15 protein-coding genes are annotated in these 25,644 nt (G+C 71.4%); 9 read left to right on the forward strand and 6 right to left on the reverse strand.

All coding sequences use genetic code 11. The features are described from left to right. Nucleotides 1–2,355: a phosphoribosylformylglycinamidine synthase subunit PurL gene (gene purL / locus GJ743_RS07120; RefSeq protein WP_328288895.1), complete on the reverse strand. Its 2,355-nt coding sequence runs from the start codon at nucleotides 2,353–2,355 to the stop codon at nucleotides 1–3. A 228-nt stretch (nucleotides 2,356–2,583) separates the two neighbouring features. Next, nucleotides 2,584–3,399: a shikimate 5-dehydrogenase gene (locus GJ743_RS07125; RefSeq protein WP_155051209.1), complete on the reverse strand. Its 816-nt coding sequence runs from the start codon at nucleotides 3,397–3,399 to the stop codon at nucleotides 2,584–2,586. Nucleotides 3,400–3,616: 217 nt separating this feature from the next. On the opposite strand from GJ743_RS07125, the gene GJ743_RS07130 reads away from it, so the two are divergent. Continuing rightward, nucleotides 3,617–6,820 (forward strand): carbohydrate binding domain-containing protein, encoded by a 3,204-nt coding sequence (locus GJ743_RS07130; protein WP_155051210.1) that lies wholly within the window; start codon nucleotides 3,617–3,619, stop codon nucleotides 6,818–6,820. Between the two features lie 52 nt (nucleotides 6,821–6,872). Here the strand turns inward: GJ743_RS07130 and GJ743_RS07135 are convergent, their stop codons facing one another. After that, entirely contained in the window at nucleotides 6,873–16,031 is a 9,159-nt protein-coding gene (locus GJ743_RS07135) for a SpvB/TcaC N-terminal domain-containing protein (RefSeq protein WP_155051211.1), read from the reverse strand. A gap of 204 nt (nucleotides 16,032–16,235) precedes the next feature. Between GJ743_RS07135 and GJ743_RS07140 the strand changes: the two genes are divergently transcribed. Continuing rightward, the gene (locus GJ743_RS07140) at nucleotides 16,236–17,408 is read left to right on the forward strand and encodes an AAA family ATPase (protein ID WP_155051212.1); all 1,173 of its coding nucleotides are present in this window, start codon (nucleotides 16,236–16,238) and stop codon (nucleotides 17,406–17,408) included. A 41-nt stretch (nucleotides 17,409–17,449) separates the two neighbouring features. On the opposite strand, the gene GJ743_RS07145 is transcribed toward GJ743_RS07140, so the two are convergent. Beyond that, nucleotides 17,450–17,932 carry a DUF3817 domain-containing protein gene (locus GJ743_RS07145; protein ID WP_328288901.1) on the reverse strand — a complete coding sequence of 161 codons (483 nt, stop codon included), beginning with the start codon at nucleotides 17,930–17,932 and terminating at the stop codon, nucleotides 17,450–17,452. Nucleotides 17,933–18,142: 210 nt separating this feature from the next. Here GJ743_RS07145 and GJ743_RS07150 point away from each other — a divergent pair, with 210 nt between their 5' ends. The 3 genes from GJ743_RS07150 to GJ743_RS07160 all read left to right on the forward strand — a co-directional run bounded on the left by GJ743_RS07150 (nucleotide 18,143) and on the right by GJ743_RS07160 (nucleotide 20,159). Next, complete coding sequence (locus GJ743_RS07150) at nucleotides 18,143–18,739, forward strand: hypothetical protein (RefSeq protein WP_155051214.1); 597 nt, start codon at nucleotides 18,143–18,145, stop codon at nucleotides 18,737–18,739. A gap of 40 nt (nucleotides 18,740–18,779) precedes the next feature. Continuing rightward, nucleotides 18,780–19,313, forward strand: a complete 534-nt coding sequence (locus tag GJ743_RS07155) for an adenine phosphoribosyltransferase (RefSeq protein ID WP_328288896.1) — start codon at nucleotides 18,780–18,782, stop codon at nucleotides 19,311–19,313. A gap of 111 nt (nucleotides 19,314–19,424) precedes the next feature. Next, nucleotides 19,425–20,159, forward strand: coding sequence for a flavodoxin family protein (locus tag GJ743_RS07160; RefSeq protein WP_155051215.1), 735 nt, complete (start codon nucleotides 19,425–19,427; stop codon nucleotides 20,157–20,159). A 22-nt stretch (nucleotides 20,160–20,181) separates the two neighbouring features. On the opposite strand, the gene GJ743_RS07165 is transcribed toward GJ743_RS07160, so the two are convergent. Then, nucleotides 20,182–21,078, reverse strand: coding sequence for a formylglycine-generating enzyme family protein (locus GJ743_RS07165; RefSeq protein WP_155051216.1), 897 nt, complete (start codon nucleotides 21,076–21,078; stop codon nucleotides 20,182–20,184). Nucleotides 21,079–21,155: 77 nt separating this feature from the next. On the opposite strand from GJ743_RS07165, the gene GJ743_RS07170 reads away from it, so the two are divergent. The 3 genes from GJ743_RS07170 to GJ743_RS07180 all read left to right on the forward strand — a co-directional run bounded on the left by GJ743_RS07170 (nucleotide 21,156) and on the right by GJ743_RS07180 (nucleotide 24,358). Next, on the forward strand, nucleotides 21,156–21,521 hold the full coding sequence (locus tag GJ743_RS07170; RefSeq protein WP_155051217.1) for a DUF1801 domain-containing protein: 366 nt from the start codon (nucleotides 21,156–21,158) through the stop codon (nucleotides 21,519–21,521). A gap of 150 nt (nucleotides 21,522–21,671) precedes the next feature. Next, nucleotides 21,672–23,000, forward strand: coding sequence for a mechanosensitive ion channel family protein (locus GJ743_RS07175; RefSeq protein ID WP_328288897.1), 1,329 nt, complete (start codon nucleotides 21,672–21,674; stop codon nucleotides 22,998–23,000). A 212-nt stretch (nucleotides 23,001–23,212) separates the two neighbouring features. Then, nucleotides 23,213–24,358: a M14 family zinc carboxypeptidase gene (locus GJ743_RS07180; protein WP_155051218.1), complete on the forward strand. Its 1,146-nt coding sequence runs from the start codon at nucleotides 23,213–23,215 to the stop codon at nucleotides 24,356–24,358. A 63-nt stretch (nucleotides 24,359–24,421) separates the two neighbouring features. Here GJ743_RS07180 and GJ743_RS07185 read toward each other — a convergent pair whose 3' ends face one another. Then, nucleotides 24,422–24,910, reverse strand: a complete 489-nt coding sequence (locus tag GJ743_RS07185) for a hypothetical protein (protein WP_155051219.1) — start codon at nucleotides 24,908–24,910, stop codon at nucleotides 24,422–24,424. Nucleotides 24,911–25,078: 168 nt separating this feature from the next. Here GJ743_RS07185 and GJ743_RS07190 point away from each other — a divergent pair, with 168 nt between their 5' ends. Next, nucleotides 25,079–25,519, forward strand: a complete 441-nt coding sequence (locus tag GJ743_RS07190; protein WP_155051220.1) for a Fur family transcriptional regulator — start codon at nucleotides 25,079–25,081, stop codon at nucleotides 25,517–25,519. Nucleotides 25,520–25,644: the final 125 nt, after the last annotated feature.

A 25,644-nucleotide genomic window follows, 5' to 3' on the forward strand; every position in this document is an offset into this window, starting at 1 on the left:
TCAGTACCCGACGACCGGGCCGAACGCGTCGGCAAGCGGGGCGCGGTTGACGCCGCGGAGCTCGTCGATCGACACCGTGAACGCGCCCTGGACCTCGAGCGAGCCGGACGCGGCATCCGTCACGCCGATACGGCGCACCGGGTAGCCGCGACCTTCGCAGAGGCCGCGGAACTTCACGTCGTCCTCGCGCGGCACGGTGACGATGACGCGGCCCGTCGACTCCGAGAAGAGCGCGGTCGCGAGGTCGATCCCGGCGTCCTCCGTGACCTCGCCGAGGAACACGCGGGCGCCCACGCCGAAGCGGCCGACGCCCTCGGCCAGCGCGATCGCGAGGCCGCCGTCGGAGAGGTCGTGCGCGGAGTCGATGAGACCCTCGAGCGCCGCCGCCCGCAGCAGCTCGGCGAGCTGCTTCTCGCGGCCGAGGTCGACGAACGGCGGGATGCCGCCGAGGTGGTCGTGCACGACGCCGGCCCACGCGGAACCGTCGAGCTCGGCGTAGGTCTCGCCGAGCAGGTAGATGTTGTGCCCCTCGTCCTGCCACCCCGACGGGATGCGGCGCGCGACGTCGTCGATCACGCCGAGCACCGCGACGACCGGCGTCGGGTGGATCGGCACGTCGCCCGTCTGGTTGTAGAAGCTGACGTTGCCGCCCGTGACGGGGATGCCCAGCTCGAGGCATCCGTCGGCGAGGCCCGTGACCGCCTCGGCGAACTGCCACATGACCTCGGGGTTCTCGGGGCTGCCGAAGTTCAGGCAGTCGGAGATGCCCATGGGGGTCGCGCCGGTCACGGCGACGTTGCGGTACGCCTCGGCGAGCGCGAGCTGCGCGCCGCGGCGCGGGTCGAGCTGGCAGTAGCGGCCGTTCGCGTCGGTCGCGATCGAGACGCCGAGGCCCGACTCCTCGTCGACGCGGATCATGCCCGCGTCATCGGGCGCGGCGAGCGCGGTGTTGCCGAGCACGTAGTGGTCGTACTGGTTGGTGATCCACGCGGCATCCGCCTGGTTGGCCGAACCGACCAACTGCAGGAACTGCGCGCGGAGCCCGTCGACGTCGTCGTCGGCCGGACGCTCGAGTGCGGCCGCCGTGTCGGCCTGCAGCGCGTCGAGGTACGACGGGTAGGTCATCGGGCGCTCGTACACCGGGCCGTCGACCGCCACCGTGCGCGGGTCGACGTTCACGATCTCCTGCCCGCGCCACGTGATCGAGAGGCGGCCGGTGTCGGTGACCTCGCCGAGCACGCTCGTCTCGACGTCCCACTTGCCCACGACCTCCATGAACCCGGCGAGCTTCTCGGGGCGCACGATGGCCATCATGCGCTCCTGGCTCTCCGACATCAGGATCTCTTCCGGCGTGAGCGACGGGTCGCGCAGCAGCACGTCGTCGAGCACGATCGACATGCCGCCGTCGCCGTTCGCCGCGAGCTCGGAGGTCGCGCACGAGATGCCGGCCGCCCCGAGGTCCTGGATGCCCTCGACGAGGTCGCCCGCGAAGAGCTCGAGGCAGCACTCGATGAGCACCTTCTCGGCGAACGGGTCGCCGACCTGCACCGCCGGGCGCTTGGTCGGGCCGCCCTCGGCGAACGTGTCCGACGCGAGGATCGACGTGCCGCCGATGCCGTCGCCGCCCGTGCGGGCGCCGAAGAGCACGACCTTGTTGCCGACGCCCTTGGCGTTCGCGAGGTGCAGGTCTTCGTGCCGCAGCACGCCCACGGCGAGCGCGTTCACGAGCGGGTTCTTCTGGTACACCGGGTCGAACCAGGTCTCGCCGCCGATGTTCGGCAGGCCGAGGCAGTTGCCGTAGAAGCTGATGCCGGCGACCACGCCGTGCACGACGCGCGCCGTGTCGGGGTCGTCGATCTCCCCGAAGCGCAGCGCGTCCATGACGGCGACCGGGCGCGCGCCCATCGAGATGATGTCGCGCACGATGCCGCCGACGCCGGTCGCGGCGCCCTGGAACGGCTCGATGAAGCTCGGGTGGTTGTGCGACTCGATCTTGAACGTGACCGCCCAGCCCTCGCCGATGTCGAGCACGCCCGCGTTCTCGCCGATGCCCACCATGAGGTGCTGCTTCATCTCGGGCGTGACCTTCTTGCCGAACTGGCGCAGGTGCACCTTGCTCGACTTGTACGAGGCGTGCTCGCTCCACATGACGGAGTACATGGCGAGCTCGGCGCTCGTCGGGCGGCGACCGAGGATGTTGCGGATGCGCTCGTACTCGTCGGGCTTCACGCCGAGCGCCGCGTACGGCTGCTCCTTCTCGGGGGTCGCGGTCGCGACCTCGACGGTGTCGAGCACCGGCGTCGTGGGGGCTGCGGCCTGGTCGGGGGCAGCGGTCGTGGCGGGTGCGTCAGTCACGGTGTGGCGAGCTCCTGGAAACGGCGGCGAGACGGATGCCGCGGGCGGATGCCGGTCGCCCCGAGTCTACCCGCGGCTCCACCCCCGCCTCGCGACGGTCGTCGGCTGCCGTTCTCAGGAGTCTTTCGGCGTGTCGCCGGATTCGGCGGCGTGTCTTCCTGAGAAGGGTGCAGATCCGGAGCGGGTTCCTGAGAAGAGCATTCGGTGGGCGGATGCCGCGGCGCGGCGCTACTCGGCGCGGGAGAACGCGGCGGCCCGCTCGACCTGCTCGCGCGTGAGCGCGACGCCCGTGTAGCGCTCGAACTGGCGCGCGGCCTGGAGCGCGACGACCTCGGCGCCCGTGATGACGGGAGTGCCGGTGGCGCGCGCGGCCGCGATGAGCGGCGTCTCGGCGGGGAACGCCACCACGTCGAAGACCGTCGAGGCGCGCTCGATGAACCGTTCGTCGAACGCCAGCGCAGCGGCATCCGCCCCCTGCATGCCGAGCGGCGTGACGTTCACGATGACGTCGAAGTCGGGTGCGGGGTCGGACGAAGCCCACGTGTAGCCGTACTTCGCCGCGAGCGCCGGCCCGGCCTCCGCGTTGCGCGCGAGCACCGTGAGGTCGTCGAAGCCGGCGCCGCGGAACGCGGCGACCACGGCCTTCGCCATGCCGCCCGACCCCCGCACGGCGACCCGCGCGGCGGGGTCGAGCCCGTGCTCGGCGATCAGCTGCGCGACCGCCTCGTAGTCGGTGTTGGATGCCGTGAGCCGGCCGCCGTCGTTCACGATCGTGTTCACGGACTCGATGGCCGCGGCCGAGTCCTCCAGCACGTCGACGAGCGGGATCACGGCCTCCTTGAACGGCATCGACACCGAGCAGCCGCGGAACCCGAGCGCGCGCATGCCGCGGATGGCGCCCTCGAGGTCGTCGGTCGTGAACGCCTTGTAGAGGAAGTTCAGCCCGAGTTCGTCGTAGAGGAAGTTGTGGAACCTCGTGCCGAGGTTCGACGGGCGACCGGAGAGCGAGATGCAGACCTGCATGTCCTTGTTGAGGATCGGCATGACGCCATTCTCCTCGTCGCCCGGCGGTGAATATGTTGTGAGAGCGCTCTCTTCATCGAAGGCCCGGTGAGCGGTTTCCTGTACGCCGATCGGACGGAACCGGACGATCCGCCATCGATCCCAGTATCCACAAGGGGCTTGCGGGAATCGTCAGGGCCTGCCTACCCTGTCGGGGACCACCTCGGTCGATCCCTTCACCTACTGCAATGGAGCACGAATGGACTCGAAAAAGAGAGCGCTCTCACGGCGAACGGCCGCGACCCTGGCCGCTGCGGCCGTGGTCGCCGCGCCGCTCGCCGCAGCCGCCCCGGCCTCAGCGGCCGGCAGCATCTCCGTCCTCGCCGACTTCGAGGGCGGCGCACCGGACGGGTTCTTCTCGTACGGCGCGGCGGGATTCGGCATCGTCGACGTCGCCGCGGACTCGCCCGACGCCAAGCCCGGCCAGACCGACCCGACGAAGGTCGTCTCCTACGGGTGGGACGTCACCGCGCCGGGCTCCTTCGGCGGCGTCGGCCAGACGTTCGCCGGCGCCCGCGACGTCAGCGCCTTCGACGGCGTGACCCTCATGGTCGACGGTTCGGGCAACGGCGCGTCCTACCAGGTCGAGCTCTTCGACGGCGGGCCGAACGCCGACGCCTCGGAGCGCTTCGACGTCGACCTCGTCGACGACACCGGCGGATGGAAGGAGGTGCGCCTGCCCTGGTCGGCCTTCACGCGAGCGACCGACTTCCAGCCCGGCGGTGCGCCCGACGACGGACTCGGGCTCACGACGCTCTGGGGCTACGCGATTCCCGCCGTGAACGGCGCCGACACGATCCGAGTGGACGACATCGCCGTCTACTCCGACGCCGACCTGACCCCGTCGGTCTCCTTCTCGGCCGCGGCCGCATCGGCGATCGAGGGCGACGCGCTCGACGTCGAGGTGCGGCTCGACCTCGCATCCGACGCGCCCGTGACGGTCGAGCTCGGCGCCGTCGACGGCACGGCGACGCTCGCCGACGGCGACTACGCCGACCCCGCCGCGACCGTCGAGTTCGCGCCGGGCGAGACGACCCGCACCATCCAGGTCGCGACGACCGGCGACGACGTCGAGGAGTCCGACGAGACCTTCACGCTCGGACTCGCTGCGCCGTCAGGCGCGCAGCTCGGCTCGGTCACGGCGCTCGAGGTGACGATCCTCGACGACGACGGCGAGGTCGTCGGGCCGCCGAGCGGCCGCGCCGCCATCGTCGACGACCACGAGTCGCCGCTCGTGCGTGGCGACGCCGGCGGCATCCCCGTCGGCTGGTTCGAGGCGCAGGACCCGAGCAGCACCGTGGCGTTCGAGCGCACCGACGCCCCGCCGGCGCCGGTTCCCGGCGCCCCCGACGGCAACGACGTGCTGCGCGCCGACTTCGACGTGACGAGCTTCGGAGTCGTCGTGCGCAACTTCACCAACGAGGCCGCCGACGCGTGGACCACGCAGGACTGGTCGACCTACGAGGGCATCGGCTTCTGGCAGTACGGAAACGGCTCGGGGACCGACCTGTTCCTCGACCTGCTCGACAACCGCAACCCGGGCTCGACGACCGACGACGCCGAGCGCTTCGTCGTGTCGTACGAGGACGACTGGCGCGGCTGGAAGTTCCTCACGTTCGACTTCGCGGACTTCTCGCGCAAGAACATCGGCAACAACGCGCCGAACGACGGCCTCACCCTCACCGAGATGCACGGCTACGCGTTCGGCTCGCTCCGCACGACGACGCCGCAGACCTTCCTCTACGACGACGTGCTTCTCTACGGCGAGGTCGAGCCGCCGGCCCTCTCGGTCGGGTTCGACCGGGCCGGGTACGAGGTGACCGAGGGCGACACGCTCGCGGGCGTCATCCGACTCAACCGCGTGGCCGAGACGGATGTCACGGTCGCCTACGAGTCGCTCTCGATCGAGGCGCGAACCGCGACCGAGGACCTCTCGGCCACCGCCGACCGCGACTTCACTCCGGTCAGCGGCACCGTCACGATCCCGGCCGGCGAGCGCGAGGCGACGATCGAACTGCCGACCTTGCAGGACGGCAAGAACGAGGTCGACGAGACCTTCGTCGTACGGCTGTCCGACCCGCAGGGGGCCGAGTTCGGCTTCGTGCGCACCGCGACGGTGAGCATCCAGGACGACGACCTGGCCGACCCGACCCTCGTCGAGGACTTCGAGGCGACGCCGTGGCTGTACGACACGACCGGGAAGTCGACGCTCACCACGCGTGAGATCGCCGCCGACTCCGGCGACGGCTACGAGGGTCAGGACGCCTACGAGAACGTCGCCGACTTCGCCTACAAGGGCGAGTCGACGCTCGGCCGCGGATTCGCGGGCGGCGAGGACTGGTCCGACGCCGAGGGACTCAGCTTCTGGGTGAACGGTTCCGCGAAGGCCACGCCCGTCACCGTCGAGATCCAGGACGACCCGGCGCCCGACGACGGCCCGGGCACGTGGGAGCTCGCGTGGAGCGACGAGTTCGACGGCCCCGCCGGCGCGCCGGCGAACCCCGAGAACTGGACGTACGAGACCGGCGGCTGGGGCTGGGGCAACGACGAGCTGCAGTACTACACCGACAGCACCGACAACGCGGGGCTCGACGGCGACGGCAACCTCGTCATCACGGCCCGAGAGGTCGACGGCGAGGCAGAAGGCCTCGAGTGCTGGTACGGCCCGTGCGAGTACACGTCGGCGCGTCTGATCACCGAGCAGAAGCAGAAGCAGGAGTTCGAGTACGGCCGCATCGAGTCGCGCGTGCAGCTGCCCGAGGGCTCGGGCATCTGGCCGGCCGTCTGGTCGCTCGGCACCGACTTCCGCGAGGTCGGCTGGCCGCAGACCGGTGAGATCGACATCATGGAGTACGTCGGTCGCCTGCCGAACGAGATCTTCGGCACCATCCACGGCCCCGGCTACTCGGGCGGGCAGTCCTACGGCGGCATCTACGACTTCGGTCAGCCGGTGCCTGAGGGTTGGCACGAGTTCGCCGTCGAGTGGACCCCGGAGGAGATCGTCTGGTCGGTCGACGGCATCGAGTACCACGAGGCCGTGCCGGCGGACGTCGCACCGAACGAGTGGGTGTTCGACCACCCGTTCTCGCTGATCACGAACATCGCGGTCGGCGGCAACTTCGGCGGCGCCCTCGGCGACGACCTCGAGTTCCCGCAGTCGCTCACGGTCGACTACGTCCGCGTCTACCAGGCGCCGGACACGGCCGAGCGGTTCACCGCGAGCACCGTCGTGCGCGGCACCGGATGGCAGCAGGTCACCATTCCGTTCGACGCGTTCGAGCGGGCCGACGAGCAGCCCGACGGCGCGCCCGACGACGGCCTCACGCTGACGGACGTGCAGGGCTACTCCCTCACGTTCGCGGGCAAGGGGACGGCGTCGATCGACCGCGTGACGGTCGACTGACGGTGAGGGCGAGGGGCGGATGCCGCGGCATCCGCCCCTCGTTCGCCTCGGATCAGTTGATCTTCTTCCTCCACTTGAAGGCGCCGAACTCGAGCGTCTTCGTCTTGACGTCGTACTCGAACAGCGCGCCCGGATCGGCCTTGTCGGCGAGCTTGTAGTTCGCGTGGTACTTCGAGTACCAGCCCGGCATCGCCTGGGATCCGAAGTTCTGCTTCGCCTTCTGCACGACGGACTCGGCCGTATCGGCGGTGAACAGCTTGGCCTTGAGCTTGTTCGGGCCCGCCTGCTGCTGGTTCTGCGTCGGCGGTTTCCCGGCCTTGGCCTTCGCACCCGGCTTGGTGCCCGCCTTGGCCGTGACCCCGGCCTTCGCGGGCGTCGCGACCGAGGTCGGCTTCGCCGCGACCGCGGCCGCGCGACTGGCCTGCACCTTCGCGACGAGCTGTCCGATCTTGGACTTCAGCTGCGTGAACGGCCGTGCGACGTTCTTCAGCACGCTGCCGAATCGATCGCCGCCCGGGTCGACGAAGGCGAGGGCGTTCGCACCCGCGTACGTGTACGCCGCTCGGAGGTCGGGTTGGCCGACGATCGCCTCTGGATCGTCGACGAGCACCGGATCGGGCGCGGTGAACAGCTCGCGCCGCTGGTCGTACCAGCGCTGGCCGAACGCGATGAGGTCGCGGCGTTCGTCGGTGTACCCGCCGCCGTACTGGTACGGCGTCCGGTAGACGTTGCTCGACTCGTCGACCCAGACCTCGCCCGTCGGGAAGTACTCGTGGTGCTGGAACGTGTCGCCGTTCGCGTCGGTGAGCAGGTTGGTGCTGCCCTGCAGGTCGGTGTGGAGCCAGTACCGCTGCGTCTCCTCCTCGTACGGGTCGTCGCCCGGGTCGCGCTGGCTGACGACCCGCTCGTCGTCGAGCCAGACGTGCTTGACGAGCTCGTTGCCGTTGCGCACGGTCGCCCACTCGTTGATGAACGCCGTCTCGCCGTTCGGCCCGCGTTCGATGGCGAGCCGTCCCGCGTCGTCGTAGCGGTACTCCGTGGAGGTGTTCCCGTCGATCACCTCGGTCATCCGGTCGGCCGCGTTCCACGTGATCTGCCGCACCCACCGGTCGCGGGAGTCCGAGATGCCGGTGAGGTTGCCGTCGGCGTCGTAGTGGAACCGGTCGCCGCCCTGCGTCGCGACCTGGTGCGGGCGATCGGCGGCATACGTGCGATCGAACGAGTACGAGGTCTCCTTCTGCCGCTTGCCGTTGACCGTGTGCACCTGCGTCTTCGACTCGACGTTGCCGTCGTCGTCGTACTCGAGGTCGAACGTGTACCGGTGGTTCTGCTTCGGCGCCTGCGTCCAGTCGCCCGAGGCGAAGTCGAGCCGGTCGTAGCCGTCGTAGTGGTAGGTCTGGGTGACCAGCCCTCCGAAGAGGTTCGACACGTCGGCCGGAAGGTCGTTCCGGTAGGTCTTCGGGTTGCCGACGAGGTCGTAGGTGTATCGCAGGTCCTGCACCTCCTGGTACGCGGAGCCCTGGCTCCCCACGTTGCGGTTCGGCGACACCGTTCGGACCGCCTTCAACCAGGTGGTGTCCTCCTCGTACGTCCAGTCGGTCTCCACTCCGTTGCCGAGGGCGGTCGCGGTCGGCCGCAGCAACTCGTCGTAGCCCCGGTCGAGCACGTAGTCGTAGCGGCGCGTGACGGCACGGTCCACGTAGATCGGCTCGCCGGACGCGTCGACGCCCACGAGCTCGCGCTCGAGCCCCTGCTCCAGTCCGTGCACCGATTGCGCGAGTCCGCCGGAGTCGTACCCGAAGTGCAGGACCTCCTCGTCGGGCAGGGTGACGGTCGTGAGCCGTCCGAGCGGGTCGCGCGTGAAGCGCGTCGTCCATTGGAAGCGCTCGGGATCCGCGACGTCCGGCTCCCAGTTGTGCAGCTTCATCTCGGCGGTCTCGATCGCGGGTTCCCCGAGCTCGTCGTAGACGCGCGTGAGGATGCGCGCGCCGTCGTCGATGCCCACGACGCGCCCGGCTCCGCCGCCGTCGGCGGCGTCGCCGTACTCGTAGCGGATCGACGGCGTGCCCTCGGCGTAGTCGACCGACACGAGCCGGTCGAGCTCGTAGCCGTACCGCGTCGGCTCGTCGCCCGCCTCGCGCAGGTTTGGCGTGAGCTCGGTGGAGAGCCGCCCGGCCGGGTCGTAGCCGTACTCGACGAGACCGCCGTCGGGCGTCGTGGTGGCCGTGCGCTGGCCGAGCAGGTCGTACGCGTGCGTCGTCGTGCGGCCGGCGTAGTCGACGACCTCGATCAGCAGGCCGGTCCCGTCGTACTCGTACGACGTCGTCCGGGCGTCCTCGTCGGCCGGGTCGTCCTCGAAGGCCCGGACGTTGCCCCGCACGTCGATCCACCCCGTGCCGACCCGGTCGCGCGGGTCGCTCTCGGTGGCCGTCATGACCGTGATCCCGTCGACGACGTCGAACCCGTAGGCGGTGGCCGTGTCGCGGCCGCCGGGCTTCGTCAGCGACGGCTCGACGCGCAGGGTCTCCCGGTCGAGCAGGTCCCACTCCGTCGTGGTCTTCGGCGTCGCGGGCGCGCCGTCCTCGAACTCGGTGGCGGATGCCGCGGTGTCGACCGTCGATCGGTACTCCTCCGCCGTGCGTCCGAGCGGGTCGGCCACGATGCGTCCGCTCACGATCCGGGTCTCGACCGCCTGCCCCGAGGCATCCGTCACCCGCGCATCGCGCTTGGTCTGGATGACGCGGCCCAGGCCGTCGACGAACTGCACCGTGTCGATCGACGCGGGCTTCGGCGGCGCCGGGGTCGGTGGTGCGCACGGGTCCGCCTGGCTGCGGTCGGGCTTCGGTGCGGACGGGTCGTCGAGGTGCGCGGCGGTGCCGTACGAGTACCCGGCGGCGTTCGGCGCGTAGGTGAACTCGACCACGCCGCATGCCTTCGGGTTGTCGATCCGGATGAGCCGCGCGAGCGAGTCGTACGCGTATCCGGTCACGAGTCCGCCGCCGTCGGTGCGGGTGCGCACCTTGCCGGCGATCGGGTCGAAGGTCGCGGTGCTCGTGAGGCCCTCGCGCTCGGCGACGGGCGTCGTGTCGTCCTCGTAGTCGAGGAAGACCTGGGCCTCGTCGTCGGTGAAGTCGAATTCGGTCGTCTGCGCGATGTCCGAATGGCGATCCTCGTCCCAGACGTACTCGACGGCGTAGCGGATCCCGTTCGCATCCTCGGGGTTGACGATCCGGTCGTAGCTGCCCCACGGGTCGTACTGCAGCTCGGTGATCGCGACGGCGCCGGAGCCGTCCGTCGATTCGACGAGGCGCGTGACCGACTGGTTGTTGCAGAGGTCGAGCGAACCGTCGACCTCCCGGTACTCGATGCGATCGAAGCCCGACTTCCCGTTGTGCTCGGTGAGGATCGCCGGGGTGTGCACCCACGTCGGGCAGGCGTCCGCCGACCAGAGCGGCGAGGGGCGATCCGGTTGCGGCGGGCACTGCGGGTCCATGGAGGACGAGATGCCGCAGTCCGACCAGGTGATCTCGGTCACCAGGTCGTCGTCGGGATCCTCGAGCTCGCCGTGGTCGTGCGTGCGGAGCGCGTCACCGTAGCCGTCGTAGACGTAGTCGGTGCGCGTCTCCTGCCGCACGACGCCGGCGCCGTCGTGGAAGCGCGATTCGCTCTCGACCATCAGCGCGGCGATGGACCGGCCGAGCGCGCCCGTGCCCGTGAGGGCGCCGAGGTCGCTCGCGGCCTTCGGGTCCACCGCGTCGACGGGCGAGAAGTCGCCCGGCACGTCGCGGACGTCGCGGAAGCGCCACTCCTGCAGGGTGCTGCGAAGCGGAGTGCCCGCGGCATCCTGCACCGTCTCGGAGGTCTGCAGGCCGGCGACGAACACGTCGTCGTTGAGGTAGGTGCGAACGGTCGAGCGCTGCGTCGAGCCGTCCGTCGCGTCGAGTTCGTTCTCGACGACCTCGGCGAAGCCGAGCGGCTGCCGGAACAGGCGGTCGAAGTTCGGCTCCTCGTACTCGTAGGAGAACGCGAGGTCGTTCGCGTCGGCGTCGGGACGACCGTCATCGAGGCGCACGGCGGACATGGTGAACACCGAATCGGCGTGGTCGCGCTCGTTGCCCTCCCGGCCGTAGTCGATCTCGATCGTGCCGCCGATCGGATTGTGCACCGCGGCGAGCAGGTTCGTCTCGCCGTGCCGGTTGAGCCGGACCGTGACCTCGTCGTCGTCGGTCGACCGGAGGGAGTCGGGGAAGCCGTCGCCGTCGATGTCCTCGAGGGTCACCTCGCTCGCGCTGAGCGAGTTCTGGTAGGACGCGCCCGGGTTGATGACGAGGAAGCAGACCGGCGCCGGCAGGCACAGCGGCCCGATGTAGAGCGTGAAGTCGAACCCGCCGCCGACGCTGTCGCTGCGGTCGAACGTCACCTGCTGGCCCTGCGAGACGCCGGCGATGTCGGATGCGTCGACGAAGTCGCCGTACGGTTCCGCCGTGTCGACGCTGAAGCCCGAGCCGTTGCCGTACTGGACCGTCGGGCTGCCGGTGGTGCCGAGCTGGTGCAGCTTGTCGAGGATGCCGTCGCCGTTCACGTCGATCCACGCGTACTGGGTGCGGTCCCAGTCCCAGTTCAGGGCCAGCCCGCCCGAGAATTCGCCCTTGGGCGTGGAGAACCCGAGGGTGGACGAGGCGCCGCTCGAGGTCTGGGTCTCGAACCCGCCGGTGGCGATCTGCACCGCCGCGGGCGCGAAGCCGTAGCCGAGGTTGTAGTTCACGAGCACGCCCTGGGCGTTCGCGACGACCCGGTCGGGCAGCCCGTCGCCGTTCATGTCGGCGAACTGCTGCTCGAGGATCGGCGGGTCCTTCTGGCCGCCCTTCTCGCCGATCTTCGTGACGTCGTCGCCGACCTTCGCAGCGGGACCGTCGGGGTCGTGCGCCTCGGACTCGTTCGGGTTGGTCCAGCTGAAGTTCGCGCTCCCGCCGAAGTCGATGCCGAAGCTGCCGCCGAGCCCCGAGTCGCTCGCGTTCGCCTGCTGGCCGCTGGTCGCCGAGGACGACTTCGTCCCCGTGCCGCTGGAGCCGTTGTTCTTGGTCGCGTTGGTGTTCCCCGAGCTGTTCGGCTTGACGTCGAGCAGGCCCGCCGAGAACCCGAGCTGGGAGCTGACGGTGAAGTTCTGGCTCGTGTACTGCGCCAGGGGGGCCGGGATCTTCGTCTCCGGGAGCAGCCCTCCGCGCGGTCCGGTGTACTGGATGGTGTTGCGTCGGATCGAGTCGGGGAACCCGTCGCCGTTCATGTCCTGGTAATCCTGGTAGCCGAAGCTCGGGCCGGTGCCGACCGAGCCGCCGAGCGGACCGAGGCTCGCCGCGATCGAGACCGACGGGCCCGCCACGCTCAGCCGGGTCATGAGCGCACCGAGCGTGCCGCTGCCCGGCTGCGAGCCGCCGCCGCCCGAGCCGGTGGCGCTCGCGGCGATGGCGATGCTGTCCGCACCGAGCCGCGAGGAACGCATCCGCTCCGGGCCTGCCGTGAGGTTGACGCGCGGGCCCTGCCACTGCGCGCCGCCGAGCGGGGCCGGCGGGCAGGTCGCGACCGCCGACCCGGCGACCGGCTGGCAGCCGAGCACGGGAGGTTCGACGACGGCGAGGTAGGCGTGCGCCGGGTCGGGCTCGGCCTCCTGCGCCTCGACGTCGCCGACGTTCTGCGGTCCATTCAGCCCGGTCGGGGCCTGCACCGTGTCGGCGTCGAGCACGAATCCCGCTTCGACGATCGGAGTGGTCGCGCGGGCGCCCGCCGCGGTGTACCCCGCCGCGGCCCAGCCGCGGTACGGCAGGGCGAAGTATCCCTGCGCACCGGTCCAGTGCACGGTCACGGGTGCGTCGGTCACCGCGAGGTCGTCGTCGGACTCGGACGGTTGCAGGTCGACCTGCTCGAGCTCGACGAGCCCGACGTCGGCGGTGCTGGCGAACGTGAGGTCGATCCAGTACTCCTCGTCCTCCTCGAGCTCGGCGTCGAGTTCGAGGGCCGCTTCGGTGAGGGCGGCGTCGGGATTCGTGTCCGGATCCTCGCCGGGCGCCGGGTCGAGGCTGAAGGACCCCTTGGCGACGAGTCCGTCTGCCGACTTGATCGTCAGCACCGCGTCGCCCCACGCGTGCTCGTCGGGTACCTCTTCGCCCGTCGGCTCGAGCTTCACGAGCGCGTCGACCGACCCCGACTCGTCGGGCGTCCACGGCTCCGAGACCCCGCCGTCGTTCTCGGGGTAGTGGTCGATCTCCGGCGCGAGTTCGACGGAGGCCTGTGCGGTGTTGACCGGCGCACCGTCGCGGTCGAACGCCGAGAGGTAGTCGAGCGTGGGCTGCCACGCGATGGCGTGGATGTCGATCGGCGAGTCGACGTCGAGCCAGGCGGCGACCCGGTCGGGGCCGGCCTGGGGGTTCGAGGCCGAGGGCAGTCCCGGCGTCTGGACGTCGAAGTCCGCCTCGACCTCGACGGTGCCGACGAAGTCCGCAGCGATCACGACGTCGTCCTCGGTCGTGGTCGTCGCCGCACCGCCGTCGGGTGTCCGGGTGACCTCGAAGCCGTCCACGTCGAACGTGTCGATCGTGTCCAGCGAGACCACCCGGGCGCGCTGGAGCTGCAGCTCGAGTTCGTCGGTGGTCTCCGCGGTCTTCTCGATCGTGGCGCTGAAGCGCACCTCGCCGCGGAGCGGCATGCCGACCGCGGTGCCGGGCCGTCCGCTGAGCGTGAAGTCGTCGACCGAATCGAACTCGACCTGCGAGAGGCCGTTGACGTCGAGCGGCACGTCGGCGAGGTCGAACCCGTCGATGGCCGTGTAGCGGATGGCGGGCGCCCACGTCACCTCATCGCCGACGCCGTCGTCGATCGAGTGCACGCGGAAGTAGAGGCGGTCGCCGGCCGACACCTCCTCGTCCTCGATCGTGGACGTGAAGGCGGACTGCCCGATCGCCAGGGTCACCGGATCCACCACGTCGGCGTTCGTCGCGCCGTCGGCGTGCTCGATCGAGACGCGCACGCCGTCGACCGAGGTGCCCACGAGCGTCGCGACGGCGTCGATGTCGATGGTGCCGTCGAACGGTGCGATCCACCGGCGCACCGTGTCGACGAGCGGGGACTGGGCGGCCAGCCGGTCGCGGATCGCCTGGATCTCCGGATCGACGGACGTCGGCGTCTCTCCGTCGATGATCGGCACCTCGGTGCCGCCGCTGCCCTCCTTGAACGTCGGCACGCCGTTCTCGAGCCGGTTGAAGAGCACCTTCGCCCCGGCGACGAAGTCCGGAAGGCCGTCGGCGTTCACGTCCATGAAGTACGAGTCGCTCCAGGCGACCGACACGCCGATGCCCAGTGCGACGGTGACGATGGGGTACGCCTCGCCCGAGAGCTGGAACGAGAGCTCGCTCTCGCCCGAGAGGGTGTCGAGCCCGGAGATCTTCTCCGTCGACGCCGGCCCGAAGATCGTGCCGCCGTCCGGTCCGCTCGCGTTCAGCCGGAACTTCACCGCGTCGAGCAGGCCGTCCTGGTTCGTGTCGGTCCGGAACACCTTGTCCGGCAGCCCGTCTCCGTCGAGGTCGAGCCACTCGCCGATCGCCTCGGTCCGTCCGCCGCCGACCTGGAAGGAACCGCCGAACGAGCCGACCTTCTGCGGGATCGTCGGGTTGAACCCGATGTAGGCATGCCCCTCGGCCGAGTTCGAGGTCGACATCCCCAGCGCGCTGCCATCCGAGTCGGCGGTGAGCATCTCGCGCGACTCGACGTCCTCGCCCGTGTCCCACGTCTGCTCCGTCGTGTCGAAGCCCGCATACGTGCCGGCGCCGTCGGTGACCGTGTCGTGGTAGTCGAAGGTGTGGGTCGCGGATGCCGCGGGGTCCGTGCCCTGCGTGACCGATGCGAGCAGCGAGGTGCCGAACGGGCTGTCGTCGGCGTAGTCGAGCCGGTACCTTGCGGCGACCTGGGCGTGGGTGCGGTCGAAGCGGCTCGGTCCGAGTTCCGGCTGCGCGGGATCGAACGGCCGATTGGCGTAGGCGCCGTCCTCGTCGGGGTCGTAGTCGGGGTTGTCGACGGGGTCGCCGTACCGCACCTCGATGTAGGCGAGGCGCTCGGCGACGAGATCGAGGTAGCCCCCCGTCGCATCCAGCACGGTGTCGTCTCGAAGCGTCGGGTCGGTGCCGGGCGCCACCGGATCGGGGTCGGTCTCGAGGATGAACTTCACCTGGTACGCGGGGTCGGCGGGTTCGCCGGACGCCTGCGCGGCGCCCGTGTACGAGATGGTGTCGAGGTAGGTGTGCTGCGCGCAGAGCACGGTCTCGGACGCGACGCAGGCGTCGTCGCGCACCCATTTCCCGTCCCACTTGTACTTCAGCGTCCGGTAGCCGTACGTCATGGTGTTCACCCCGACGTCGCGCTGCGCAGAGAGCAGCCAGCGCACCTGGTTGCCGTTGCCCGCCGGATCGTCGTCGACGATCGCACTCCGGTCGATCCGGGGCTCCACCGCGATCCGGTCGTCGGGATCGGCCGTCGTCTCGTCGGACACCGTTCCGTCGGGGCCGCCGCCGTCGAGCGTGCCCCCGTACCAGCGCACGCCGCCGTCCTTGTCGCGCACCTCCCAGAAGTAGTCGTCGGGACCGCCGTTGCCGACCTCGTGCCGGATGATGCGCTCGTACTCGCCCTCGACCTGCCGGGTGAAATCCTCGCGGTCGCCGCGCGTGCGCGGTGCCCAACTGTCGCCCAGCGCGTTGGGCACGAGCATCGCACCGTCGAGCAGGTAGCTCTCGCTCTCGCTGTCGGGATCGAAGTGCGGCACGCCGAACGCGGTGTCGACGGCGATCTCGCCGACGGAGAGGTCCCACCCGCGACCGGCCCAGCCGTTACCCGCTCCCGAGTCGTACTCGAGCGAGAGCTCGGGCGTGAGTCCGCGGCCCTCGGGGATGACGAGGGGGTAACTGAGCCGCGCAGCGCCGTCGCTCGACGGTTCGGGCGCGCCGACGAGCGACAGGCCCTCCGTCGCATCCGCGTACTGCAGCCAGTCGACGCGGCCGTCGCCGAGGTCGGCCGGCGTGACCTGCTCCTCGCGTGGAAGCACCTGCCCGTCGTCGCCGGGACCGGAACCGCCCATCAACTCCGCCGCCACGGCGCCGGCCCCGGCCACGAGCGCGAGCGTCACGGCACCCGCGATGATGGTCCTGTGCGTGCTCGGTCGAGACGTCACGGCAGCGTCCCCTTTCAGAGGGCGACGCGCTCACGTCGGGCCACCGCGCGCGTATGAGGCAAGTGGACACCTATCTCCGACTCCGTGTCCTTACGGAGTTCTTCGATTAGGCTTCAGGCGGTTGGACAGCGGGTGACTCAGCGTCGTGCGCCGCCGCCGACGTCCCGACGGGCCGCCGCTGCGCCGCACGGATCGGGGGCGGGCGTGAGCATCGGGGCGGGCACCGCGACGGCGACCCGGGGCGCCCGATCCGAGGCGCGCCACTTCGCCGGATGGAGCTTCGATCCGACCGACGGACGACTCGCTCGCGGCCGGGTCGAGGTCTACCTCCGGCCGAAGACCGCGGGCGTGCTCCGCACGCTCGTGGATGCCGCAGGCGAGGTCGTCGCGAAGCGCGACCTGCTCGAGGCGGTCTGGGGCACCTCGGCGACGGGCGACGACGTGCTCGCCGTGTGCGTCAACGAGTTGCGGCGCATCCTCGGCGACGATTCCCGCCATCCCCGATTCATCGCCACGGCGCACCGTCGGGGCTACCGATTCGTGGCGGCCGTGTCGGAGGCGCCCTCCGCACGAGGATCGGTCGGCCGGCTTCTTCTCGGCCGCGAGCCCGAGTCGGCCGAGCTTCGCCGCTGGTGGGCCGAGGTGCACGCGGGTCGCCGGATCGTCGGGTTCGTCGCCGGGGAGTCGGGGGTCGGCCGCACCTCGCTCGTTCGAGCGTTCGCCGACGAGGTGCAGGCGGGGGGAGACGCGTACGTCGGCGTCGGCCGATGCGTCGGGCATCGCGCCGGCGGCGAGCCGTACTCGCCGTTCCTGGACGCCCTCGACGCCGTGTGCCGAGGCCCCGGCGGGCGTCGCGCCCGTGATGTGCTGTGGCAGCACGCGCCGACGTGGCTCCTGCTCCTTCCCGGGCTGCTCGACGACGACGAGGCCGTTCGGCTGCGCGATCGCGCGGGTGCTCCCGAGGACGGTCGCTTCGAGCGCATGCTCCGCGAGTTCTCGGACGCGCTCGCCGAACTCGCGAACGCAGCGCCGGTCCTGCTGGTGTTCGACGACCTGCACGCCGGCGACACCGCGACGGTCGGACTGATCGCGTCGCTGGCCGCCGGCGGGGCCGGCGACCGAGTGCTCGTGCTCGCGACCTATCGGGACCCCGACGGCCCGGCCGGGGCCCGGATCGCCTCCGTCGTGCGCGACCTCGAGTGGCACGGTGCCGCTCGCGTCATGACCCTCGCCGCCTTCGACGAGTCGGCTGTGCGGGCCTACCTGACGTACCGGCTGGGCGGGATGCCCGATCCCGAGACCGTCGCCGAGTTCGCCGAGCGCTCGCGGGGGAACCCGTTGGAGCTCGCTCGGCTCCTCGACCACCGGGCTCGGTGACGGCGTCCGGACGCCGTGTGCTGCGTCTCGGCGCGAGATGCTCAGGCCTCGCGACCGCCGGGCGGGCCGATCAGCAGCAGGATCGCGAAGACGGCGGCGATGCCGAGCACGGCGGCCACGGTGAGCAGCAGCGGGCGTGCGAGGAACCAGCGCAGCATCCGGTTGATCACGTTCGCGTCGGCGGGGTGGTCGGTCGCTTCGCGCCGCCAGGGCCCGTCGAGCCGTCCGCGACGGAGCAGCCACACCTCGAACGGAATGGTGGCGTAGGGCACGATCGCGAACACGACGCCGAGCACGATGAGCCCGAACGGCCAGCGTTGGTTGACGCCGACGAGCGCCGCGGTGAACGCGTACGCGAGGAACACGAAACCGTGGATGGATCCGCCGACGAGCACGGCCCAGTCGAGGCCGAGCGTCGCGCGCATGATGAGCGCGGTGATGAGGATCGTCCAGGTGATCGCCTCGGCGATCGCGAGGAGGCGGAACAGTCGCTTCGGCGTGAGGCCCGGCGCGACCGAGGTCACGGGCGTCGTCACCGGCGGCGCGAGCACGCGCAGCGCCTCGGACGCCGTTGCCGCGATGTCGGGGGAGGTCGGGGTCGGGTCGGGAGAAGTCACCCGACCATCCTCGCAAACGGGCCCGACCGGCGGCATCGAACGATCGACTGATCCGGCGAGGTCCTGACGCTGACGGATGCCTCGCACGGCGCGACCGGCACGGCGTAGGGTGTGGCGATGGGGGATGAGGGGGAGCGACGGCGCCCGGAGGCCGCTGCGGAGCCGGGTGCCGCGCACGGATCGTCGCGACGCGGCACCGTGACGCGCGCGGGCCGCGCGACCGCGGGGCTGATGCTCCGCGCCTACCGCAGCGAGTCGTCGATCTACGGCGTCGTGCTCGTGAGCGCGGTGATCGCGGTCGGATGGAACGACGACACCGACCTCGACGTGCTGCTGTTCACGCTCGGCGCGACCGGGGTGTTCTGGCTCGCGCACGTCTACTCGGGCACGATCGCGCGCGAGGAGGGCCCGGAGTCCGGGCGTCCGAGGTGGCGGGCGATCGCGCGCGCCGCCCGCACCTCGGCGGTCGACTCGTCGGGCATCGTGCTCGCGATGGTCGTGCCGATCGTGTTCCTCGGCATGGCGGCGATCGGATGGCTCGACGAGTACGTCGCGTACTGGATCGCGCTGTTCGCCGGCACGGCCGTCCTCGCGATCATCGGCTGGGCGGTCGCGGCTCGTCGCGGCGGCAACCGCGGCTGGCACCTGCTCAGCGCGCTCGTGACGGCGAGCCTCGGCCTGCTCGTGATCTGGCTGAGCTCGCTGGTGCACTGAGCGCGCGAGCCGCCGGGACGCGCAAGAGTAGGGTGAACCGGTGAACGAAGCGCAGGTCCGAGACCTCGTCGAGTCGAAGCTCGCGACCATCCCCGACTTCCCGGAGCCCGGCGTGATCTTCCGCGACCTGACCCCGGTCTTCGCCGACGGGCCCGCGTTCCACGCGCTGTCGGAGGCGCTGACGGCGCCCTTCGCCGGCCGGTTCGACCACCTCGCCGGCCTCGAGGCGCGCGGGTTCCTCCTCGCCGGCGCCGCCTCGGCGCTGTGCGGCGCGGGCGTGCTGCCGATCCGCAAGGCGGGCAAGCTGCCGCGTGCGGTGCTCCGCGAGGAGTACGACCTCGAGTACGGCACGGCCGCGTTCGAGGTGCACGAAGGCGAGCTGCCGCCCGGCTCGCGCGTGCTCATCATCGACGACGTGCTCGCAACGGGCGGCACGGTCGAGGCGGCAGCGGCGCTGATCGAGCGGGCCGGATGGCTCGTCGCCGGCGTCTCGGTCGCGATCGAGCTGCCGGCCCTCGGCGGGCGGGCCCGGCTCGGCGATCGGATCGAGATCCGAAGCCTCCTCCAGTACTGACCCCGCGGGGCGGGCCGTGGCGGGGCGGCGCGGCCGGCCGCGGAAGGGGGCGAGGTCCGCCCGACCGCAACCCCCGTGGCATCCGCTCGTCTCAGGAGTACCGTCGGCCCCATGGCAGCAGCACCCGATTTCAGCGACCTCAGCGCGGTGTACGTCAACTGCACGCTCAAGCGATCACCCGAGGTGAGCAACACGCAGGGCCTCATGGACGCGAGCATCGCCCTGATGCGGCAGCACGGCGTCGCGGTCGAGACCTTCCGCTTCGTCGACCACGACGTCGCGACGGGCGTCTACCCCGACATGCGCGAGCACGGGTGGGCGACGGATGCCTGGCCCGACGAGATCTGGCCGAGCGTCCGCGACGCCGACATCCTCGTCATCGGCGGCCCGATCTGGCTCGGCGACAACTCGTCGGTGACCAAGCGCCTCGTCGAACGGCTGTACGCGATGAGCGGCGAGCGGAACGCGAAGGGCCAGTACGCCTTCTACGGCAAGGTCGGCGGCGTGGTCATCACCGGCAACGAGGACGGCATCAAGCACTGCGCGATGGACCTGCTCTACTCGATGCAGCACATCGGGTACACGATCCCGCCGGCCGCCGACGCCGGGTGGATCGGCGAGGCCGGTCCGGGGCCGAGCTACCTCGACGAGGGCTCCGGCGGGCCCGAGAACGACTTCACCAACCGCAACACCACCTTCATGACGTACAACCTCATGCACCTCGCCCGGCTGTTGAAGGACGCCGGCGGGATCCCCGCGATCGGCAACGTCCGCGACGAGTGGGACTCGGGCGAGCGCTGGGGCTACCGGCCCACGCCGGACCACCCGAATCCCGAGTACCGCTGAGGGCGGCCGCGCCGGCGCGGCCTCAGGCGGGGTCGGCCGCGCAGCGGAACCCGAGGTGCGTCGTCGACGAGTCCTCGGCCTGCGACGAGCGCGCGGCGGGCCGGTACCGCCGGCAGTACTCGGGCGCGCAGAGGTGCGAGCCACCCTTCGTCACGTGCAGCGCACGCGACGGGGCCGTGCCCGTGAGCAGGTCGGCGCGCTCGCCGCGGTCGACGGATGCCGCACCGGGGGGAACATGGCGGGGCGTGAACGGATCCGAGGTCCACTCCCAGACGTTGCCGATGAGGTCGACGAGCCCGAACCCGTTGGGCGGGAACGCGCCGACGGGCGACGTGCCGCCCCAGCCGGTGTTCCGGTACGGGAAGCTGCCCTGCCAGGTGTTCGCCATGACGACGCCGTCGGGCGTGCGCTCGTCGCCCCACGCGAACTCGGCGCCGTCGAGGCCGCCGCGCGCCGCGAACTCCCACTCGGCCTCGGTGGGCAGGCGGCGACCCGCCCATTCGGCGTAGGCCGTGGCATCCGCGAAGGCGACGTGCACGACGGGGTGGTCGGCCCGGCCGTCGATGCCGGAGTCGGGGCCGAACGGATGGCGCCAGTCGGCGCCCGGCACCCAGCGCCACCACTGGCGCCAGTCGCGCAGGTCGACAGGACCCTCGGTCGGCGTGAAGACGAGGGATCCGGGCGCGCGCTCGGCCTCGGGGACGTCGGCGAACTCGACCGGGTCGAGGGGGCGCTCGGCGGTCGTGACGTAGCCGGTCGCGGCGACGAACTCGGCGAACTGCGCGTTCGTGACCGGGTGGCGCTCGATCGCGAACGGTGCGACGACACGCTCGTGCTGCGGCGCCTCTTCCGGGTAATGGGCGTCGCTGCCCATGCGGAACGTGCCGCCGGGGAGGGGGACGAGCTCGGTGAGCGCCATCCGTTCAGGCTACCCGCGCGTGCGGAGGCATCCGCCGCCCTCTGGTCGCTCGGGTCGGCCGGTGCGATACTGCGGGCATGGTCCGGCACGATCCCACGGTGGACGCCTGGTTCGAACGCTACGACAACCCGCAGCGCGAGCTCGTGATGGCGGTGCGCGACGCCGTGCTCGACGCCGACGAGCGGGTGACCGAGACCATCAAGTGGCAGGCGCCGACCTTCGTGTACCGCGGCAACATCGCGTCGTTCTACCCGAAGGCGAAGGCGCACGCGAGCCTGATGTTCCATCGCGGTGCGGAGCTGCCCGACCCCGAGGGGCTCCTCGAGGGCGAGGGGGATGTCTCGCGCGTCGCGAAGTTCGCGGACGCCGCCGAGCTCGGGCAGAAGCGCGACGCGCTGCAGGCGCTGGTCCGCGCCTGGATCGCCACCCGCGACGCGGACTGAGGGCTCGGCGCCTCGGCGCGTCGCCGCTCGAGCGCGCCGCGCTGGCCGTCACCTCCGCATGCGCTGGGCAGACCCCGAGAGCCGCCCGCTCGGCTTGCATCGACCGGTGGTGCCCTGCCTACGCTGGTCGGCCGACCGGAGGGAGTCCCCGTGCCCGACGCAACCACCTGGGAGACCGTGATGGTCTTCGCGATCGCGCTCGTCATCGCGATCGTCGCGACCTTCGTGATCTCGGCGATCGCCTCGATCATCGTGCGCGCCGTCGCGCGCCGTCGCGACTGGGCGGGCATCCTGATCCGTCGCGCCAGGTGGCCGTTCCGCACCGTGCTGCTCGTCGGCGGCACGTGGATCGCGATCGCTCTGGCGTTCCCCGATGCGGGTTGGCGGCCGCCGGTCGACCACGCGTTCCTCATCGGCATGATCGCGGCGGGCGCGTGGCTCGTCGCGCAACTGTTCCTGTTCCTCGCCGACCTGGGCGTGAGCCGGTACCGCATGGATGTCGCCGACAACCGGGTCGCGCGCCGCGTGCACACGCAGTTCCAGATCGTGCGCCGACTCGTGGTCGTCGTCATCGTGATCCTCGCGGTGGGCGCCATCCTGCTCACCTTCCCCGGCGTGCGTGCCGTGGGTGCCAGCGTGCTCGCCTCCGCCGGAATCGCCTCGATCGTCGCCGGCCTCGCGGCGCAGTCGGTGCTCGCGAACATGTTCGCCGGCATCCAGATCGCGTTCAGCGAGGCGATCCGCGTCGACGACGTCGTGGTCGTCGAGGGCGAGTGGGGCCGTATCCGCGAGATCACGCTCACCTACGTCGTGGTCGTCACCTGGGACGAGCGGACCGTGGTGCTGCCCTGCACGTACTTCACGACCAAGCCGTTCCAGAACTGGACCAAGTACGGCAGCGCGCTGATCGGCTCCGTCGAGCTCGACGTCGACTGGCGCATCTCGACCGACGCGATGCGCGAGGAGCTCGACCGGATCCTCGAGGGCGAGGAGCTCTTCGATGGGCGCACGAAGGTGCTGCAGGTCACCGAGGCCACGGGCGGGCTCGTGCGCGTCCGGGTGCTCGTGAGCGCGGCCGATTCGGCGGCGCTCTGGGACCTCCGCTGCCTCGTGCGCGAGGACCTCGTGGAGTGGATCAGGGAGCAGGATGCGGGGGCGCTGCCGCAGCAGCGCGTCCTCGTCGGTGCGGAGCCGGCCGATCGGACCGAGGCGATCGAGCGCGCCGTGCAGCGCGGGGCGACGGATGCCGCGGCCGAGCCGGATCGACCGGTCGGCGAGGCGCCGGAGTCGAGGCCCGCGACGGGCTCCATGCCGCGCGCCGGGCTCTTCTCCGGGACGGCGGACGGCGAGCAGCGGGCGTCGGAGTTCACGCAGGCGATCCCGGTGCAGCGCGCGGACGAGGGCGACGCCGGGGCGGATGGGGCCGACGAGGACCGCGGCGCCGAACGGCCGGCCGAGCCGGACGAGCGGGCGCGCTGACGCCGGTGCCGCGCGCCGGAGGCGGGCGGGCGCTGAGCGCCGGACGCCGGACGATCGGTGCGGACCGGCCGCGAACCGAGGACGGGTGTCCCTTGATGAGCGGAGGCGATCCTCCGTAGGCTCACAGCACGCTCATGGGAAAGCCTCTTCCGGGTGATCCCCGGAGCCCGTGCCGCCTTCACCGGCACGTCGCACTCACAGGGGAGTACTCGATGTCCACAGGCCCGACGCCGACGCACCACCGATCCCGAACCGCGACCTTCGCCGCGGCCGCAGCGCTCGCGGTGGCCGCACCACTCGTCGCCGCCGCTCCGGCGGTGGCCGACCCGAACTTCCCCTCCACCGAGGGGAACACCAGCACGGCGAGCATCGCGACCTACGACGACCTCATCGCCGAGCTCCAGAAGCTCGAGGACACCGCACGCTTCGGCGTCGACGTCCAGACACTCGCCGAGGTCGGCACCGCCGTCTCGACCTCCGAGTCGGGTCGCGACCTCTACGTCGCCACCGTCGGCGACGGTCCCGAGTCCGTCTGGCTGCAGGGCCGCATCCACGGCAACGAGCCCTACGGAACCGAGTCCCTTCTCGCCGTCCTCAAGGAGCTCGGCACCAACGGCTCGCCCGACTGGACGCTGCTGCGCGACACGTACACCTTCCACGTGATCCCGATGTACAACCCCGACGGGTCGGAGCTGAACATCCGCCACACGATCCTGCAGGACGGCTCGGACACCCGGATCGACCTGAACCGCGACTGGGGCGAGGGCAAGTTCGCGGCCGCCGAGTCGGAGGCGTTCTACGAGTACTGGACGATGGTCGACCCGGCCTTCGCGGTCGACATCCACCACCAGGGCCTGAAGCGCGAGTACGGCACGGGCGACGACGTCACCCTGTCGCTCGGCATCTCGCTCGCGCCCGGCGGTCCGACGCTCCCGGGCGTCGAGGGCGGCGCGTACGACGTGCTCACCCGGCAGATGCACGTGCACGTCTACGACGAGCTCGCGAAGTACGGGTACGTCAACATGGACCGCTACCAGGTCGGCGGCAGCCTCGAGATCGACATCAAGGGCGGGGTCGTCTCGGCGATGATGCTCGGCCTCGACCACGACGGGCTGAACCCCGAGGGGCACAGCAACCCGGCCATCTTCTTCGAGACGAGCGGCAACACGAGCGACGGCAGCCTCGGCCAGAAGGCGCGCGGCAAGTCGATCAAGCAGAACGTGCTCGCGCTGCAGGAACTCCTGACCGGCATGGCGACCGGCGAGGTGCAGCAGGAGGACCCCGCGCGCTGGGAGGAGATCCCGCACGCGCCGGTCACCGGCTACCAGACGGACACCGGGGTCATCCCCGTTCCGTAGGCCGCAACGACGAGGGCCGGGCCGCCGCGTGCGGCTCGGCCCTCGCCGTGCCCGGGAGTCGGGTCAGAACGACTGGGCCGTGCCCGAGTCGGCGTCGGCGTCGCCGTCCTGGTCCTCGAGACCCGGGCGCTCGCCGGGTTCGCCGAAGCCGGGTCGGCCGCCTCCCGGGGCGAAGCCGTCCCGGTCGCCGCCGAAGCCCGGGCCCGCCGGGACCCCGGTCTGGCCGCCCACCACGCCGTTGAAGAGCGCGGCGGCGTTGCCGGCGACGAAGCCCGCGCCGAAGAAGACGAGGGCCGCGACGAGGGCGCCGACGACGACGACCCAGACGCGGCGGTACCACGGCGTGGGTTCGGAGACGGGAGCCGGCCCGCCGTGGGCGGGCGGTGCGGCCGCCGCGGGGTGGGCCGGCGAGGCGGGCTGGAACGGGGGAGGCGTCTGCGACGCGGGAGGCGTCTGCGCCGTCGGCGACAGCGGCTCGGTCGGGGCGGTGGCGGGAGCGTCCGGCGTCGTCGCCGACTCGTCCGCGTCCGTCGTCGTGGTCTGCGAGGTCATGATCGGTCCTTCGGGCTGGCTCGGGCGGTGCGGGCGCACCGGCCCTGTCCCCCATGCTTCGACGTGAGGCTATGCGCGGGCTTTGGCGCAGCCCGGCGTGCGCCGCGAACCACGACGCCGTGGTCGAAGTTGTTTTGAATCACTCAAAACAACTGCTACGGTGGGGGCATGACGACCGAGACCCACCGCGACGACGCCGCAGCGCGCCTCCGCGCCGCGGGCCTCAAGGTGACCGCGCCGCGCCTCGCGGTGCTCGACGCCGTCAGCGGCCACGGGCACCTCGACGCCGACGCCGTGCTCGCCCGTGTCACCGGCACGCTCCACGGCACCTCGCTGCAGTCGGTCTACAACGTGCTCGGCGCGCTCACCGACGCCGGACTGCTGCGCCGCATCGAGCCCGCCGAGTCGCCCGCGCTCTACGAGAGCCGCACGGGCGACAACCACCACCACGTCGTCTGCACGAGGTGCCACGCCGTGGCCGACGTCGACTGCGTGGTGGGCGAGCCGCCCTGCCTCGCACCCTCCGACGCCGCCGGTTTCGCCATCCACACCGCCGAGGTCACCTTCTGGGGCCTCTGCGCCGACTGCCAGCGGGAGCTCGCCGGCTAGCCCGGAGGCATCCGCTCGCCCAGGCGCGCTCGCGCGCCGACCGCCCGACCGGGGCGGTGCTCGTCGTGCCCGCACGTCGTGCTCCGCCGCGCCGCGGCATCCACCCACCGAGAAGAGAAGGACGA

This window comes from Agromyces bracchium (genome assembly GCF_009709675.1).
In the GTDB taxonomy this organism is placed as follows: Bacteria; Actinomycetota; Actinomycetes; order Actinomycetales; family Microbacteriaceae; genus Agromyces; species Agromyces bracchium.

What these genes read in the sequence shown, in the direction of transcription:
- GJ743_RS07125 (WP_155051209.1), bottom strand. Translation starts at nt 3,399, where the DNA reads ATGCCGATCCTCAACAAGGACATGCAGGTCTGCATCTCGCTCTCCGGT.
- GJ743_RS07130 (WP_155051210.1), top strand. Translation starts at nt 3,617, where the DNA reads ATGGACTCGAAAAAGAGAGCGCTCTCACGGCGAACGGCCGCGACCCTG.
- GJ743_RS07150 (WP_155051214.1), top strand. Translation starts at nt 18,143, where the DNA reads ATGGGGGATGAGGGGGAGCGACGGCGCCCGGAGGCCGCTGCGGAGCCG.
- GJ743_RS07160 (WP_155051215.1), top strand. Translation starts at nt 19,425, where the DNA reads ATGGCAGCAGCACCCGATTTCAGCGACCTCAGCGCGGTGTACGTCAAC.
- GJ743_RS07165 (WP_155051216.1), bottom strand. Translation starts at nt 21,078, where the DNA reads ATGGCGCTCACCGAGCTCGTCCCCCTCCCCGGCGGCACGTTCCGCATG.
- GJ743_RS07170 (WP_155051217.1), top strand. Translation starts at nt 21,156, where the DNA reads ATGGTCCGGCACGATCCCACGGTGGACGCCTGGTTCGAACGCTACGAC.
- GJ743_RS07180 (WP_155051218.1), top strand. Translation starts at nt 23,213, where the DNA reads ATGTCCACAGGCCCGACGCCGACGCACCACCGATCCCGAACCGCGACC.
- GJ743_RS07185 (WP_155051219.1), bottom strand. Translation starts at nt 24,910, where the DNA reads ATGACCTCGCAGACCACGACGACGGACGCGGACGAGTCGGCGACGACG.
- GJ743_RS07190 (WP_155051220.1), top strand. Translation starts at nt 25,079, where the DNA reads ATGACGACCGAGACCCACCGCGACGACGCCGCAGCGCGCCTCCGCGCC.